1 pseudogene is annotated in these 402 nt (G+C 45.3%); it reads right to left on the bottom strand.

Features of this window, described 5'->3' with window-relative positions:
• Positions 1-402: pseudogene (locus tag MiSe_RS49930) on the bottom strand (hypothetical protein); the annotation flags it as partial.

The following is a 402-nucleotide window of genomic DNA, read 5'->3' as shown; positions in this document are numbered from 1 at the left end:
CTTTTTGATAGGGCTGTCCCTCGTTAATTAACTGAACATACCAGCGCTGCTTACCATTGAGTTCTCGAGCCAGTGCGGTCTTGGGGTTCCCCCAAGTGGAGCATCTGGCGTGCCACAGAAGGCGAACATATTTTACCGGATGATTTAAGCCATGTTGGATGACAGGGCTGGGCTCGTCAATATTAGGATTTAGGGTTAATTTACCCCAAACTAGCTGGTTGTTTTTCCACCTAATTCCTTGCTTGTTGGTTTTGCCTTCAACGCTTCTAAATCTAGAAGGTACTTTATAGCGAACCTTTTTGGCTCGCCCAAACATGACTTTTTCGCTGGCTTTAAAAGCGCGAGTGGCTAAAACTTGTTGGGTATTTGAGTCAAGCAGTTGAGCTATCCATTTTGAGCGAT

It is taken from the genome of Microseira wollei NIES-4236 (assembly GCF_020521235.1).
In the GTDB taxonomy this organism is placed as follows: Bacteria; Cyanobacteriota; Cyanobacteriia; order Cyanobacteriales; family Aerosakkonemataceae; genus Microseira; species Microseira wollei.
Note: the sequence above shows the minus strand (reverse complement) of the source record. Positions and strands in the feature narration are given on the sequence as shown.